Genomic DNA, 15,464 nt, shown 5'->3' with positions numbered 1-15,464 from the left:
CAATGACTCAGGAAGATCAACTGTCCACCCATGACCTCGCGCTGCTGCAATTGGGCCGGCGCTTGCAGGCTGACGGCTACCGTTTCACCACCCCGACGCCGCTGACCCATCAGCGGGTCAACCAGCGCGACGAAGGTCAGTTTGCCGACTCTCTGCGCGATGTGTTTGGCTGGTCACGGCCGTTTGAGCCGGGCTTGTTGTCCGCTGATGAGCAGCAGCAACTGCTGGACGCTCAAGTCATCGACACGTACGAAGGGCACCTGAAGAGTCGGGTGCGCTGGTCGAGCCTGGACGATATGTTGTTTGTACATTCGGCGTTTCCCACGGATGCCGCCGACTCGGTATTTTTCGGCCCGGACACCTACCGTTTCGCGCAATTGATTCACGCGCATTTGCAGCAGAACTTCGCGCCGATCCACCGCGCCGTCGACATCGGATGTGGCGCCGGCGTCGGCGCGATCCTGATCGCCCGTGCCCGCCGCGAGGCGCAGGTGCTGGCGCTGGATATCAACCCCGCCGCGCTGCGCCTGACCACGATCAATGCGGCACTGGCGGAAGTGGCCAACGTCGAAGCGTGTAACAGCGACATTCTGCAAGGCGTTGACGGCGATTTCGACTTGATCGTTGCCAACCCGCCGTACATGGCTGATCCGGCCGCACGCGCCTACCGGCATGGTGGCGGCACATTGGGCGCCGGGTTGTCGCTGCGCATTGTCGAGCAGGCACTCAACCGGCTGACTCCTGGCGGTTCCCTGGTGCTGTACACCGGAGTGGCGATGGTCGATGGTCGCGACCCGTTTCTCGACACAGTGTTGCCACGACTCGATGAATCGCGCTTTGGCTGGACGTACCGCGAGCTCGACCCGGATGTGTTCGGTGAAGAACTGATAAACCCCGGTTATCAGCGAGTCGACCGGATTGCCGTGGTCGCCTTGACCGTGACCCGTATTGGCTGAAACAAGGCAGGTGTGCCATGAGCAGGAACCTCGATGACTACAACCGCATGCGCGATTTCTCGGCAACGTCTGAACCGGCGGCGGTAAAGCGTTCGGGCAAGAAAACGGCCGGTGATCACGCCTTGCAGTTTTGCATCCAGAAACATGACGCCTCGCACCTGCATTATGATTTTCGCCTCGAACTCGATGGCGCGCTGAAGAGCTGGGCGGTACCGAAGGGGCCGTCGCTCGACCCCAAGGTCAAACGCCTGGCGGTGCATGTCGAAGATCATCCGCTGGATTACGCTACGTTCGAAGGCAGCATTCCCGAAGGGCATTACGGCGCCGGGGATGTGATTGTCTGGGATCGCGGCGTATGGATTCCGTTGGAAGATCCGCAAAAGGCCTACGCCAAGGGCAAGCTCAAATTTGAACTGCAGGGCGAGAAATTGGCCGGCGTCTGGAATCTGGTGCGCACGCACATGCCGGGCAAAAAGGAAAACTGGTTTCTGATCAAACATCAGGACAGCGCCGCCCGCCCGCAGGACGACTACGACGTGCTGGTGGCCGAGCCGGACAGCGTGCTCAGCGAGCGTACGTTGGTCGACAAACCGAAGCTTGCGGCCAAGCAGGTTAAACCGCTGGAGAAGGCCGCCCCCAAGACCCGCAAAAAGCCTTCGGGCACGTTGACCGGCGCACACAAAGCGAAGATCCCCGCGCAGCTCAAACCCGAGTTGGCGACCTTGGTCGACAGCGCCCCGGCCGGCGAGTGGAGTTACGAAATCAAGTTTGACGGCTACCGGATCATGGCGCGGATCGATCATGACCAGGTGCAGTTGTTCACGCGCAATGGTCACGACTGGACGCACAAGTTACCGAAACAGGCCGAGGCCCTTGCCGCGCTGGGACTGGAATCGGCCTGGCTCGACGGTGAAATGGTGGTTGCCAACGAGCAGGGCGTGCCGGATTTTCAGGCGCTGCAAAATGCTTTCGATTCCGGCAAAAGCACCAACATCCTCTATTACCTTTTCGACTTGCCCTATCTCAACGGCGTCGACCTGCGTGAAGTCGCGGTCGAGGAACGTCGCGCAGCATTGTCCACGGTTCTCGGCGCCCATGAGCAGCCCTTGTTGCGGTTCTCTGAAGCCTTTGATGAGACCCCGGATGCGCTGCTCAACAGCGCGTGTCAGATGCAGATGGAAGGCCTGATCGGCAAACGCCTCGGCTCGCCCTACGTGTCGCGACGTAGCGGTGACTGGATCAAGCTCAAGTGCAAACATCGTCAGGAATTCGTCATCGTCGGCTACACCGATCCCAAAGGTGCGCGCAGTGCGTTTGGTGCATTGTTGCTAGGGCTGCATGACCGCGACAGCGGTGAGTTGCGCTATGCCGGCAAGGTCGGCACCGGTTTCAATGAAACAACGCTGAAAAGCATCCTCGCCCAACTCAAACCGTTGCAGGTAAAGACCGCCGCGGTGGTCAATCCACCCAGCGGTTTCGAGGCAAAAGGTGTGCACTGGCTCAAGCCGAAGTTGCTGGCGGAAGTGGCGTTTGCCGAAATGACCAAGGATGGCTCAGTGCGCCACGCAGTGTTTCATGGTTTGCGCGATGACAAACCGGCGAAGGACATCACTGAGGAGCGAGCCAAGCCCGTGAAGACTTCAGAGAAGAAAGCCCCCGCGAAGAAACCGGCGAAGAAAGCCGCAGAGAGCAAACCTTCGCAGGCCGAAACCGCGCCATCGCAGCTCGGCCTGGCCAATGGCAAAGTGCGCATCACCCACCCCGATCGAGTGATCGATGCCGTCAGTGGCACCACCAAAATGCAGTTGGCCGAATATTACGCCAGCGTCGCCGAATGGATTCTGCCGCAACTCAAGGATCGCCCGGTCGCCTTGGTCCGCGCGCCGGATGGCATCGCCGGCGAACTGTTCTTCCAGAAAAACGCCGAGCGCTTGGCGATACCCGGAATCACTACGCTGGACAAAGACATCACCGGCCAACCGGTGATGCTGATCAATAACGCCGAAGCGCTGATTGGCGCGGTGCAGATGAGCACCGTTGAACTACACACCTGGAACGCCACAACGGTTGACCTGGACAAGCCCGACCGCTTCGTTCTCGACCTCGATCCGGACCCGGCGCTGCCGTGGAAAAGCATGGTCGAAGCTACTGCGCTGACCCTCACGGTGCTGGATGAACTGGGGCTCAAGGCGTTCCTCAAGACCAGCGGCGGCAAGGGCATTCACCTAGTGGTGCCGCTGATACGCAAACTGGGTTGGGACGAGGTCAAGGATTTCAGCCACGCGATTGTCAGTCATATGGCCAAGCTGTTGCCGGATCGTTTCTCGGCGGTGTCCGGGCCGAAAAATCGCGTCGGGAAGATCTTCATTGATTACCTGCGTAACGGCCTCGGAGCCACGACTATTTGCACTTATGCGGCGCGTACTCGCGAAGGCCTGCCGGTATCGGTGCCGCTGTTTCGGGAGGAGGTCGCCGAGATCAAGGGTGGCAATCAGTGGAATATCCACAACGTCCATGAGCGGCTGGCGGAGGTCGGCGACGAGCCCTGGGCGGACATGAAGAAAACCCGTCAGAGCATCACTGCCGAGATGCGCAAACGGGTGGGCATGAAGAAGTGATCAGGTACCGCGCAGCAAATCGTGGGCGTTGAGCAGTTCGAAAGCGATTTCGGGATTATTGTTGAGTCCGCGGCGAATGGCTGCCGGTATCGATTTGCGCGTCTTGCGGCACAGCCCCGGGATTTCCTCGATCTGAATGTCGATGCCCAGCATGGTGCGGACTTCGTGAAAACCGGGCGATATGTCTACACGAATCCCCAACTGCTCAAACATGCGGTTTTGCAGATGTCGGAGATCGGCGAGGTCTTTGAGCTTTTCCAGTCGTGCGAGCAAGACTTTTTCCTGCTCGCGGGTCAGCAGCAGGATGCGAAGATCTGCGTCGGGTTTCTCCACCAACGGGTCGCGCCCGCAATTGCAGGCGCCGGGGGGGCAGGGTGAGCGCATTGGCGCAGGAGTCGTCATGGCCTCCATCATAGAGGCCGTCGGACAATTTTGCCTATGCGCCTTCAGCTGCCGTCCATCGGCGGCTTCGTCCGTGACAGCTACTGATTCAACCCTTCGTAATGCACCAGAATCGCGTTGGCCAGGTCTTCATCGCTGGCATTGATGCCGGGATTGTTCTGACGCACCTGTTGCAGCACCGATTCAAGATAAACCCCACGAATGGCCCCGCCACTGGCGACAAATGCAGACAGGTCGTCACGAGCCGGAATCACCATTTTGTGATCCTTGAAGGTCGAATACAGCGACGCGGAGACACCTGCAGAGGTCGCGACATCTCCGGCATCAACTTTGGCCAGAGCAGTACCCACGGGCAGGCATAAGAGTAAAGAAGAAACGAGCACTAACTTGCGCATGACGGTATTCCTCCACAAGCGCGAAGCAAAAGGGAAGTACTACATAGGTGAGAGGGGCGCGAGGGGCGGGAGTTCCCTGAGGGTGCGCATGACAGACACGGGTGACACTGTCGCGAGTCACCCGGCCTGATGGCTATCAGATTACGCCGCACGCCATACGGTCACCGCCACCACCCAAAGGCTTGGGCATGTCGGCGTGGTTATCGCCGCCGGCGTGGATCATCAGGGCGTGGCCTTTGATTTCGGAGATTTTCTTCAGGCGTGGCGCCAGCACCGGATAGTTGGCGATACCGTCAGCGGTCACGTAAACCGCCGGCAGGTCGCCCAAATGACCGTCTGCATAGGGCCCGAGGTGTTTGCCGGTTTTCTGTGGATCGAAGTGGCCACCAGCGGCCAGTGCAGCACCTTTGACGCCGTCCTTCATGCCGGCCTCGCAGCTGCCGTTTTCATGCACATGAAAGCCATGAACGCCGGCCGGCAGGGATTTCAGATCCGGTGTGAACAGCAGGCCATAAGGCGTCTCGCTGATCGTCACTGCACCGATTGCCTGCGGTGCACCGTCAGCGCTAACCAGATTGATGGAGACTTTTTCCGTTGCCGCCTGAGCGGTACCGATGGCCAAGGTGCCGAGCAAACCCAACCAGACTGCGCGTTTCATAAGCGTTTCCTTTTGCTACACGATTTTCAGAAGGCCGATTCAATAACCAATGCGCATTAACGGGCGATGAACGCTGGATTCGGCTACGTTGCAAAATGAGACTCGTCGCACATTCCGAAAGTTTTGCCGGGTTGCGTCTTCGCGCAGACAACTGCTGACACGTTCTGGCGCAGCAGAACGGCGCAAACAGGCTTAACTGAAGGGCTGACAAGGGCTTTTTCAGCGTACCCAGAGAGGATTCCACTGTGACGATCAAACTGCGTTTAGTGTTGCTGATTGTTACCAGTCTGCTGACGGCATTGATCGTCAGTCTGGTCAGCTACGTCGGCAACCTGCGGATGGCCACGGCGGTCAGCGACAACGCGGTCAGCATGAGCGCGCTGCGCAACCACATGGAAGCCGACATGATGCACGACGCCCTGCGTGCCGATGTCTACTCGGCGATGCTGGTGGGCCTGGGTAAAAGCACCAGCACGGCGGCCGAGGTACGCGCTTCGATTGGTGAACACGCGGGGCATTTTCGCGAAGTGCTCGACGAGAACATCAAGCTGCCGATCAACCCGGCATTGCGCACGGCGCTGGAGCAGATCAAGCCCAGCCTCGACACGTATATAAGCACTGGTGAGCGCATTGTCGGGCTGGCGCTGGATAACCCGGAAGCGGCGCAGCAGCAACTCGGTAGTTTCAACAATGTTTTCAGTCAGCTCGAAGAGCAAATGGGCGCTTTGAGTGAGTTGATTGAAACCAATACGGCACAGACCAGCCAAGGTACTGAAGCGGCGATCCACAATGCCAATATCGCACTCGGCGTTGTGTTGGTCGCCAGTTTGCTTTTGCTGCTGGCGCAGGGGCGCTGGGTGATGCTGAGTATTCTCGGGCCATTGAAGTCTGCGAGTCGCATCGCTGAGAGCATCGCCCACGGCAACCTCAGTGAGCCGATCGTCGAGCCCTCAGGCAAGGACGAGGCCAGCGTCTTGATTCGCACGCTGGCAACCATGCAGCGGGACCTGCGCAACATGATCGATGTGGTTCGGCGCAATGCCCAAGGCGTCAGCGGCATGAGCGAACAACTGAGCCACGGCTGCCATCAGGTTGCCGACAGCAGCCAGCAGCAAAGCGCCGCCGCCGGGACCATGGCTGCCGCCGCCAGCCAGATGACCGCGAGTATCGAGGACATTACCCGCCACGCCGAACGCGCTCTGGGCATGGCCAATCAGGCGCAGTCCCTGGCGAAAAATGGTGGCCAGGTGATCCATCAAGTGGTGAGCGACATGGATGATATCGCTCGTTCGGCGCAACAGTCGGCGCAGGTTATTCGCACACTGGATCAGGAGTCAGAAGGCATTTTCAACATCATCCAGGTGATCAAGGGCATTGCCGACCAGACCAACCTGTTGGCGCTCAACGCCGCCATCGAAGCGGCCCGGGCGGGCGAGCAGGGCAGGGGCTTTGCGGTGGTGGCTGATGAAGTGCGCAGTCTGGCCGCGCGAACCAGTGCATCAACCCAGGAAATCGCCGCCATGGTTGCACGCATTCAGCACAGCACGCGCGAGGCCGTCAGTAGCATGGAGGCCGGCGTGGCGCAGGTCGACAAGGGCATGGCGGTGACCGCCGACGTCGAGCGGGCGATTCGCGAAATCCTTGAAGCGACGTTGAGCACCACGCAACTGGTGAACGACATCACCCGCACGATCGGAGAGCAGAGCCTGGCCAGTAACGAAATCGCCCATCAGGTGGAAATGATTGCGGGGATGTCCGAGGGCAATAGTCGAGTGATTGGGCAAACGGCGAATACCACGGATGAGTTGTCGAGCCTGGCGGGGCAGTTGGCGCAGTCGGTGGATCGGTTTCGGTTGTGATGGTTGATTGTGGATTTGTGGAGTCCGGTCGGCCGTCATCGCGAGCAGGCTCCCTCCCACATTTTTAAGCCATGTGTACGCATCCTGCGTACACCGAAAATCCCTGTGGGAGCTGGCTTGCCAGCGATAGCGGTGAGTCAGTCGATATCGATGCTGGATATGCCGACCTCATCGCTGGCAAGCCAGCTCCCACAGGTTTTGTGCGTAACACCACCGACCCCTGTAGGAGTGAGCCTGCTCGCGATGGGGCCATATCAGCCCACAACCATTCAGGCCATATTCACATCATTCAGAACTTGAAAGCCTGCCGACCCACCAGCAACCATTTGCCACCTTGCTTCTGCCAGATCTGAAAGTTCTCGATCTCGGTTGGTATCACTTCAGTGCCCTTCAATGCCTGGGCGGAGAAGTGATGGCGCACCAGCGCGGTGTCGCCTGACAGGGTGATGGTCTGGTTTTGCATCTCCAGGGTTTTGAAGGCGCTCCTGCCGGTTTCGATATCGGCGATGAACGCTTTCTTGTCCTGGATCTTGCCGCTGGAATGGCCGTAGGTCAGGTTGGGCGCGGTGAGGGCATTCAGTTCGGCAATGTCTTTGTGCAGCATCGCCTGGGTCAGATGATCGACCGCTTGGGCAACATCCTTCTCGGCCGGGGCAGCGGCGGCCATGGTGTAGCCGCTAAAGGCGCAAAGAAATCCGATCAGGAGGCGGGACTTGGTCATGAGTGCTGTTTCCTTGTTGTTATGAGGTTGATGACTGATTACTCGATAGCATTCATCAGTCATCGTACAACGTAGCAGGTTATTAATTGATTACACAGCGGCTCAAGGCACTTCATCACACACGTAACTACACTTGAATGCAGAGCGCTTTCAGCCGGCAACTATCATCAGGGTCATGTTCGGCGCCCGGCTGCCGATAAGTCCCTGAGCGGAAAAAGACTCTCAGGTCGGGAACAGACGCGCGGGTTTGCCCTGACGTGATATTCTGCGCGCCAACTTGGTTTGACCTTATTCAGTTTGCTTGCCTTACGGGCGGGCAGATGGAATCCCTGTCGCTCAAGTAGCTGAGCCAATAATGATAAGAAGTCAGTTCAGAAGGGACATTAACTGAGGTCGATGCGGCATGTCGGCCTTGTGTGCCCACCCGTCAAAATTGAAGTGTGCCGGAATCTGCGACGCCAGCCTGAGCGTCATCAAAGCGGATCGCATGCAGATAACAGAGGCGGGCGGAAGGCGTTTTATCATAGGTGCAACAGATGTTTAAAAAAGTGAACACGGCCTTGCTAGGGCTGGCTTTGTCGATGGGGCTGACCTCCGTTCATGCGGCAGAGGCCAAGAAAGTCGACGTACTGCTGATCGGCGGCGGCATCATGAGCACCACCCTGGGTGTGTGGATCAATGAGCTGGAACCGACCTGGTCGATGGAAATGGTCGAGCGCCTCGATGGCGTCGCCCTGGAAAGCTCCAACGGCTGGAACAACGCCGGTACCGGTCACTCGGCTCTCGCTGAGCTGAACTACACCCCGGAAGACGACAAAGGCAACGTCACGATCCCGAAAGCCGTCGAGATCAACGAAGCGTTCCAGGTTTCCCGTCAGTTCTGGGCCTGGCAGGTTCAGCAAGGCGTTCTGAAGAACCCTCGCTCGTTCATCAACACCACTCCGCACATGAGCTTTGTGTGGGGCGATGACAACATCAAGTTCCTGAAAAAGCGTTACGAAGCCCTGCAAGCGAGCCCGCTGTTCGCCGGCATGCAGTACTCCGAAGACCCGGCTGTGATCAAGAAGTGGGTCCCGCTGATGATGGAAGGGCGTGACCCGAACCAGAAAATCGCGGCCACCTGGAGCCCGCTGGGTACCGACATGAACTTCGGCGAAATCACCCGCCAGTTCGCCGGCTACCTGCAGACCAAGCCTAATTTCGACTTGAAACTGTCCAGCGAAGTGCAGGACATCACCAAGAACGAAGACGGCACCTGGCGCGTCAGCTACAAAAACCTGAAAGACGGCACCAAAAACGAAACCGACGCCAAGTTCGTGTTCATCGGCGCGGGCGGCGGTGCACTGCACCTGCTGCAAAAGTCGGGCATTCCTGAAGCCAAGGAATACGCAGGCTTCCCGGTTGGCGGCTCGTTCCTGGTGACCGACAACGCGACCATCGCCGAGCAGCATCTGGCCAAGGCCTACGGTAAAGCTTCGGTTGGCGCACCGCCGATGTCCGTTCCGCACCTGGACACCCGTGTCCTGGACGGCAAGCGCGTCATTCTGTTTGGCCCATTCGCGACCTTCAGCACCAAGTTCCTGAAGGAAGGCTCGTATCTGGATCTGCTGACCAGTACCACCACCCACAACATCTGGCCTATGACCAAGGTCGGCATCAAGGAATACCCGCTGGTCGAGTACCTTGCCGGTCAACTGATGCTGTCGGATGAAGACCGCCTGAACGCGCTGAAGGAATACTTCCCGAACGCCAAAGCCGAAGACTGGCGCCTGTGGCAGGCCGGCCAACGCGTGCAAATCATCAAGCGTGATGAAGCGGCTGGCGGCGTGCTGAAACTGGGCACCGAAATCGTTGCTTCGCAAGACGGCTCGATCGCCGGCCTGCTGGGCGCATCGCCAGGCGCGTCGACCGCTGCACCGATCATGCTGAGCGTGCTGCAGAAAGTCTTCAAAGACAAAGTCGCGACCCCAGAGTGGCAATCCAAACTGCACCAGATCGTTCCAAGCTACGGCACTCAGCTGAACAGCGATCCAGCCAAAGTGGCTGCAGAGTGGGCTTACACCGCTAAAATCCTCGAACTGCCGACGCCTCCAGTGATCGGTCAGGTTGCTGCTCCGGCGGCAACTGCTCCGGCTGAAAAAGCTGAAGCACCAAAGGAAAACGCTGCACGTGACATGGCTCTGTAACTAGACCCCTGACACACAAAGCCCACTGAACCGGCGACGGTCAGTGGGCTTTTTTTGTGCCCTCATGTAGGAGCTGCCGAAGGCTGCGATCTTTTGATCTTGCTTTTCAAAGCAAAGTCAGAAGATCGCAGCCTTCGGCAGCTCCTACAGGGGATTGTGCTGAGTTCAGGCTTTGGCGGCAGCCAGGTAGGCACCAAGCCGTCGGCCCATTTCTTCGCCCAGCGCTTGCAGGCCGCTGAGTGGCCGCACCATCACTTCGAACTCGACAATCTTGCCGCGCTCATCGAAACGAATCATGTCGATGCCCTTGAGTTCCTTCGCGCCCACCTTGGCACTGAACTCCAGAACCACATTCAAACCGTCAGCTGTCGCCAGTTCGCGGTGATATTCAAAGTCCTCGAATACCTCAAACACCGTGTTGAGAATCATCGCCACGACCTGCGCGCCAGGGTAAGGCGTGTGCGCCATCGGCGAGCGAAACACGGCGTTGGCATCAAGCAGCGCGGGCAGGGCGCTCAGGTCGCCGGTACGGATCATCTCGTGCCAGCGGTTCAGGGATTCGGCGGCACCGGGTTGCAGGTTCAGATCAGTCATTTGCACCTCTGGATTTTTATTGTTCTTCGACTCTAGATCAAAGCGCCGGCAGGGCAAGTTTAATGTCGCTGCCTGATATCGCTCTATGACATTCCCTGTAGGAGCTCTCGAGCGAAGCGAGGCAGCGATCTTTTGATCCTGTTTTAAAGATCAAAAGATCGCAGCGTGCCGCAACTCCTACAGATCAGATCCCATCTGATACGCTTTTTTCGTTTCAATCTGCCTCTGTATTCGGTTCAGATGCAGGATCAAACTGCCCCCGCAGTTCGGTCACTCGCGACAGTCCTTCATCCCGAAGCGTCCAGTGCACCGCAAGCTCAGCATTAAGGAGAGCAACATGAACAAGATGGCGTATTTTCTGGGTGGGTTTTTGGTTCTCACCGTTCTGATTGGCATGCTCGCGACGATTTCTCCGGTCTGAGGTGATGTGCTGCAAATGATGGCCACAGGTGTGCCGCGCAAATCATGTTTAAATGCCGCGCCTCACACCTGTAAATGGATTTACCCCCATGGCCGAACCGCGTATCCGCGCCCTCGCACTCTGTGTTTTTCACCACAATGGCAGCATTCTGGTTAACGAGTTTCGTGACCCTGTCAGCCAGCAAACCTGCTTTCGGCCTATCGGCGGCGGAATCGATTTCGGCGAGACCAGCGCCGAAGCCATCGTGCGCGAAGTGCAGGAGGAATTGGGTCAGTCAATAACGGACCTGCGCCTGCTTGGCACGCTGGAAAGCCTGTTCATCTATAACGGCAAACCGGGACACGAGATCGTCCAGGTCTACGACGCGTCGTTTGCCGATCCTGGTGTGTACACGCATGCGCAAATCAAAGGCCACGAAAGCGACGGCGCGCCCTTTACCGTGCGCTGGCATGACAGCTCAAGCTTCAGCGAGCAGGCGCCATTGGTGCCGAAGGGATTGGGCGATTTGCTAAAAAGCGCCGGATTACTGGACTGACCTGAGCCATTATCGCTGGCAAGCCAGCTCCCACAGGGTTCTCGGGGGCGTGCTGAGTTCTCAGCCATGTCACGGAAATTGTAGGAGTGAGCCTGCTCGCGATAGCGGTGTGTCAGGCGACACAAATTTTGGCTGCGCCGACGCCATCGCGAGCAGGCTCACTCCTACAGGGTTTTGTGTTGACCTCAGAGTGTTGACACACCGCCAATCATTGTGGGAGCTGGCTTGCCAGCGATGGCCTTGGGTCAGGCAACATTGATGTAAAGGCTGTCGGCCAAATCGCTGGCAAGCCAGCTCCCACAGGGGCCTTGGGCGTGTGCTGAATCTTCAGCCATGTCACGGACTTTGTAGGAGTGAGCCTGCTCGCGATAGCGGTGTGTCAGGCGACACAAATTTTGGTTGGGCCGACGCCATCGCGAGCAGGCTCACTCCTACAGGGTTTTGTGTTGACCTCAGAGTGTGAAAACACTGCCAATCAGTGTGGGAGCTGGCTTGCCAGCGATGGCCTTGGGTCAGGCAACATCGATGTAAGGGCTGTCGGCCTCATCGCTGGCAAGCCAGCTCCCACAGGGGCCTCGGGCGTGTGCTGAATCCTCAGCCGTGTCACGGAAATTGTAGGAGTGAGCCTGCTCGCGATAGCGGAGTGTCAGGCGATACAAATTTTGGCTGCGCCGACGCCATCGCGAGCAGGCTCACTCCTACAGGTAATTATCCGTTTTTATTCGCCGGGCTCTGGCGGCGCTCACTGCCTTCAGGATTGCCAGTGTCGAGCAATCTTCTTTCCACCAATACGTTCTCCAGCGCCTGACGCTCGACGGGCTTCATTTGGTGTTCGCGCTTTTTCAATTCCAGCAGAATGGGGCTGGACCAAGTGCGATAGGTCTGTTCGATGTTGCGGCGGGACGTCATCAGTCTCTCCTTGATCAAGAGCCCGGTGTTGCTGGCAGGGACTCTGTCCGATGAGGTAATAACCCTAGACGACAAACCCGTATCGTGCGAATGCGTACCCCGTGTAGGAGCTGCCGAAGGCTGCGATCTTTTGATCTTGATGTTGAAAAACAAGATCAAAAGATCGCAGCCTCCGGCAGCTCCTACAGGGTATTTCGATCAATCGTCGACCTTCATCATCGCCTGCACCCCCTCCCATGCCTCGGCGCGCATGCGTTCGATATCCAGCCCCGGAATCACGCCGTTATCCACCACGATCCGCCCGCCGACCAGGCTGTATTTCACCGTGATCGGTTCGCCCGCCACCACCGGTGCGACGGCCCTGTCGTGGAAGCCGTAGAAGCGTGGGTGGTCGAGGCCGTAGACGACCAGATCCGCCGCTTGGCCGACTTCCAGCGTACCAACGGCGCCAAGGCCCAACACCTGCGCGCCGCCCGCCGTACCCCAGTGGATGACATCTTCGGCTGTCGTCGCCGAGGCGCCTTGTTCGGCGCGGTGGATCAGCCATGCGGTGTTCGCCTCGCCGACCATGCTCCCGGATTCGTTGGAGGCGACGCCGTCGACTCCGAGGGAGATCGGCACGCCCGCCTCGTACATCTGCGGCACTGGGGCAACGCCACTGCCCAGGCGTGCATTGCTCACCGGGCAGTGGGAAATGCCGGTGCCGGTCTGCGCCAGCATGCGAATTTCACCGGGTTGCAGGTGCACGGCGTGGGCGAACCAGACGTCAGGGCCGAGCCATTCGTGTTCGGCGACGAACTCCACGGGCAGGCAGTTGTATTTTTCCCGGCAGAAATTCACGTAATTCTGCGTCTCCGACAGGTGCGTGTGCAGGCGCAGACCGAGGCCGCGCGCGGTGTGGGCCAGTTCGCGCAGCAGGGTGGGCGGCAGCGAGAAGGTTGGCGTGGTGGGCGCGATCACGACACGGCGCAATGCGTCCGGCGTGTCCTGGTGATACAGCGATTTCAGCCGTTCGATATCGCCGACCATCTGGTCGAGACTCTCCGGTTGCAGCGCGGTTTTCGAGAAACCCGGATGGGCGCTGGCCGACTCCAGTGCGCCACCCCGACACAGGACGAAACGCAGGCCGAATTCATCCGCCAGGTCGAACAGCAAGTCGCCGGTCTCGGTGCTGCCGTGGGCGTGATAGAGGTAATGGTGATCGGCGCAGGTGGTGACGCCGGACAACAGTAATTCGACCATCCCCAGGCGCGCGGCGATCCGCGCCAGTTGCGGGGTGAAACGGTTCAAACGTGGGTAGGGCACGCTGGCGAGCCAGCCTTGCAGGTCCTGATTCAGGCCTTCGGGCACGGCTTTGAGCAGGTTCTGAAACAGATGATGGTGGGTGTTGATCCAGCCCGGATAAACCACGCAGTTGCGCGCGTCGATCACCCGTTCGCCGGGTTGCGCGGCGAGATCGGCAGCCATTTCGGCGATGCGACCATTGACCACGCGGATGTCCACGGCGCCCGCTCGGGCACGCGTGCCGCGCAGGCCGGTCATGACCGCGACCGGGTTCTTGATCAGGATATTCTGAAGTTGAGTCATGGGCAGGCTCCAGTCAAAGGATGTGCGAGGCGGATTTGGCGGCGGTGGTTTGCGGCACGCTGACGCCATTCAGCGCGGCGTTGAGCAGCACCGACACCAGGCAGGCGATGACCACGCTGCTGTGCAGGAACGGCTGCGACCACTCGGGTAATTGTTTGAACAGGGTTGGCGCGAGCACCGGCACCAGCGCGGCGGCGAGGGTGAAACCAACGATCAGCACGTTGTAGCGATTGCGCTCGTAGTCGACCTTGGCCAGGGTCTGAATCCCCGCCGCCGCGACCACGCCGAACATGGCGATACCGGCACCACCCAGTGCGGCCGTCGGCATCGAGGCGATGATCGCCCCGGCCTTGGGCACCAATGCAATCGAGCACATCAGCAAACCGCTGACCGCGACCACCCAACGACTGCGCACGCCGGTCAGGATCACCAGACCGACGTTTTCCATGAAGGCAATAAACGGGAACGCGGCGAACATCCCGGCGATGGTGCTGGCCAGACCGTTGGCGCGCAGACCGTTGATGACCTGTTTGTCTTCGACCGGTTTTTCGACGATGTCGCCGATGGCCACGAACAACCCCATCGACTCGACCATCTGCACGATCATCACCACCACCATGGTCGCGATGGGGATCAGGCTGAACGTGGGCAGACCGAAGTAGAACGGATAGGGCACGGTCAGCCACGGCGCTTCTTCGACGCTATGAAAACTGCCCATGCCCAAACCGTAGGCCAGACCGGCGCCGACCAGCATGCCCACCAGTACCGCCATGTTGCGCAGCAGCGGGCTGCCATAGCGGTTGACCAGCAGAATCGTCAGCAACACCACCACCGCCACGCCGAGGAATGCCGGCGCGCCGAAGTTGCTCGCATTGCGTCCGCCGCCGACCCATTCATAGGCGATCGGGAACAGCTGCAAACCGATCACCGTGACGATGCAACCGGTTACCACCGGCGGGAAAAACCGCCGCAATCGACCCACGAACGGCGCGATCAGCATGGTAAAAATCCCGGCACCGATCACCGCTCCGCAGACGCCGGCAAACCCCACCTCCGGGTTGCTACCGATGGCGATCACCGGGCCAACGCTGCTGAACGCAACGCCTTGCAGGATCGGCAAGCGCACGCCGAATTTCCAGAAACCGACGGTTTGCAACAGGCTGGCGATGCCGGAACAGAACAGCGTGGTGCTGATCAGCGCCACCGTTTCGGCGTGGGACATTTTCAGGGCACTGGCGACAATCAACGGCACGGCGATGGCGCCGATGTACGAGACGGCCATGTGTTGCAGGCCGAGGGTGAGCATCTGTCGCACCGGCAGAACCTGGTCGACGGGATGGACGGTGGAAGCGCTTTGCGATGGGGATGTGGCTGACGACATGGGGAAACACCTCTGGCTGTTTTTATGCGGAAGAGAGGGGTATTCGTCTGATGCCTGGAACCTTGAAACACTGAAGATCCCTTGTAGGAGTGAGGTCATTTGTTCAGTGGGGGATCCGTGGCGAGGGGATTTATCCCCGATCGGCTGCGCAGCAGTCGCAAATCCTGTGAATGCGGTTTGTCTGATATTCCGCGTTGGCAGGTTTTGGGGGCGCTTCGCACCCCATCGGGGATAAATCCCCT

The 15,464-nt window shown here is 59.1% G+C and carries 13 protein-coding genes and 1 pseudogene; 6 read left to right on the top strand and 8 right to left on the bottom strand.

All coding sequences use genetic code 11. The annotated features are described in order from the left end of the window. The first annotated feature begins 2 nt into the window (after positions 1-2). The gene (locus ICA15_RS08800; RefSeq protein ID WP_150615263.1) at positions 3-956 is read left to right on the top strand and encodes a methyltransferase; all 954 of its coding nucleotides are present in this window, start codon (positions 3-5) and stop codon (positions 954-956) included. A 17-nt stretch (positions 957-973) separates the two neighbouring features. Further along, on the top strand, positions 974-3,574 hold the full coding sequence (gene ligD / locus ICA15_RS08795; RefSeq protein ID WP_210553032.1) for a DNA ligase D: 2,601 nt from the start codon (positions 974-976) through the stop codon (positions 3,572-3,574). Here ligD and ICA15_RS08790 read toward each other — a convergent pair whose 3' ends face one another. The 3 genes from ICA15_RS08790 to sodC all read right to left on the bottom strand — a co-directional run bounded on the left by ICA15_RS08790 (position 3,575) and on the right by sodC (position 5,029). Next, positions 3,575-3,976, bottom strand: a complete 402-nt coding sequence (locus ICA15_RS08790; RefSeq protein WP_210553031.1) for a hypothetical protein — start codon at positions 3,974-3,976, stop codon at positions 3,575-3,577. Positions 3,977-4,056: 80 nt separating this feature from the next. Next, entirely contained in the window at positions 4,057-4,371 is a 315-nt protein-coding gene (locus tag ICA15_RS08785; protein ID WP_210553030.1) for a DUF2388 domain-containing protein, read from the bottom strand. A gap of 136 nt (positions 4,372-4,507) precedes the next feature. After that, positions 4,508-5,029, bottom strand: coding sequence for a superoxide dismutase family protein (gene sodC, locus ICA15_RS08780; RefSeq protein ID WP_210553029.1), 522 nt, complete (start codon positions 5,027-5,029; stop codon positions 4,508-4,510). A 245-nt stretch (positions 5,030-5,274) separates the two neighbouring features. On the opposite strand from sodC, the pseudogene ICA15_RS28570 reads away from it, so the two are divergent. Together ICA15_RS28570 and ICA15_RS28565 are read left to right on the top strand one after the other, a co-directional pair. Continuing rightward, positions 5,275-6,030: pseudogene (locus tag ICA15_RS28570) on the top strand (MCP four helix bundle domain-containing protein); the annotation flags it as partial. Next, positions 6,025-6,888: a methyl-accepting chemotaxis protein gene (locus ICA15_RS28565; protein ID WP_411959650.1), complete on the top strand. Its 864-nt coding sequence runs from the start codon at positions 6,025-6,027 to the stop codon at positions 6,886-6,888. The pseudogene ICA15_RS28570 and the gene ICA15_RS28565, both read left to right, overlap by 6 nt. A 289-nt stretch (positions 6,889-7,177) precedes the next feature. Here ICA15_RS28565 and ICA15_RS08770 read toward each other — a convergent pair whose 3' ends face one another. Continuing rightward, positions 7,178-7,609 (bottom strand): nuclear transport factor 2 family protein, encoded by a 432-nt coding sequence (locus tag ICA15_RS08770; protein ID WP_210553027.1) that lies wholly within the window; start codon positions 7,607-7,609, stop codon positions 7,178-7,180. A 536-nt stretch (positions 7,610-8,145) separates the two neighbouring features. Here ICA15_RS08770 and mqo point away from each other — a divergent pair. Continuing rightward, positions 8,146-9,795, top strand: coding sequence for a malate dehydrogenase (quinone) (gene mqo / locus ICA15_RS08765; protein WP_210553026.1), 1,650 nt, complete (start codon positions 8,146-8,148; stop codon positions 9,793-9,795). A gap of 165 nt (positions 9,796-9,960) precedes the next feature. Here the strand turns inward: mqo and ICA15_RS08760 are convergent, their stop codons facing one another. Next, a complete protein-coding gene (locus tag ICA15_RS08760; RefSeq protein ID WP_210553025.1) occupies positions 9,961-10,389 on the bottom strand; it encodes a nuclear transport factor 2 family protein in 429 nt (142 codons plus the stop codon). A 509-nt stretch (positions 10,390-10,898) separates the two neighbouring features. Here ICA15_RS08760 and ICA15_RS08755 point away from each other — a divergent pair. Continuing rightward, entirely contained in the window at positions 10,899-11,345 is a 447-nt protein-coding gene (locus ICA15_RS08755; protein ID WP_210553024.1) for an NUDIX hydrolase, read from the top strand. A 708-nt stretch (positions 11,346-12,053) separates the two neighbouring features. Here ICA15_RS08755 and ICA15_RS08750 read toward each other — a convergent pair. From ICA15_RS08750 to ICA15_RS08740, 3 genes are all read right to left on the bottom strand, one after another. Further along, on the bottom strand, positions 12,054-12,254 hold the full coding sequence (locus tag ICA15_RS08750) for a hypothetical protein (RefSeq protein ID WP_150615275.1): 201 nt from the start codon (positions 12,252-12,254) through the stop codon (positions 12,054-12,056). Between the two features lie 198 nt (positions 12,255-12,452). Continuing rightward, positions 12,453-13,841 (bottom strand): amidohydrolase family protein, encoded by a 1,389-nt coding sequence (locus ICA15_RS08745; protein WP_210553023.1) that lies wholly within the window; start codon positions 13,839-13,841, stop codon positions 12,453-12,455. 13 nt (positions 13,842-13,854) lie between these two features. After that, complete coding sequence (locus ICA15_RS08740; protein WP_210553022.1) at positions 13,855-15,222, bottom strand: nucleobase:cation symporter-2 family protein; 1,368 nt, start codon at positions 15,220-15,222, stop codon at positions 13,855-13,857. Positions 15,223-15,464: the final 242 nt, after the last annotated feature.

Source organism: Pseudomonas sp. P116 (assembly GCF_020149425.1).
Lineage (GTDB): Bacteria > Pseudomonadota > Gammaproteobacteria > Pseudomonadales > Pseudomonadaceae > Aquipseudomonas > Aquipseudomonas anatoliensis.
This window is presented reverse-complemented; position numbering and strand designations above follow the sequence as displayed.